General features: G+C 31.5%; 1 protein-coding gene. It reads left to right on the top strand.

Annotation, left to right across the window (positions count from 1 at the left end; all coding sequences use genetic code 11):
• The coding region (locus H2O73_RS23495) for a hypothetical protein (RefSeq protein WP_182110735.1) at positions 1-343 on the top strand (343 nt) is incomplete at both ends.

The following is a 343-nucleotide window of genomic DNA, read 5'->3' as shown; positions in this document are numbered from 1 at the left end:
ATAAAGTTTATGATGTTTTACGTGATGTATGCGTTTATGCTGATGATTATGATGACGAGTTTGTTGAAAAATATAAAGCAGCCTTTTACCAAGATCCTAAAACAACTCCTCTAACAGCAGAAAATCAGGAAAAAGCATGGAGTCAAATAGAAGATATTTTAACGGACTACCAAAATTATAGTGCATTCTTTAAAGAAAAAAGATGGGACAACTTTCAATGGGACATTATTGTAATCTCTATTTTAAAACTGTCTAACATGCCTTATGTTCACGGATCACTAAGAACGAAACTGCAAGAATATGTTAACAACATGTTTAACGGTGATATTGATTTTCAATTTAG

The sequence above is a fragment of the Vibrio marinisediminis genome, from assembly GCF_014050145.1.
Classification (GTDB): Bacteria; Pseudomonadota; Gammaproteobacteria; order Enterobacterales; family Vibrionaceae; genus Vibrio; species Vibrio marinisediminis.
Note: the sequence above shows the minus strand (reverse complement) of the source record. Positions and strands in the feature narration are given on the sequence as shown.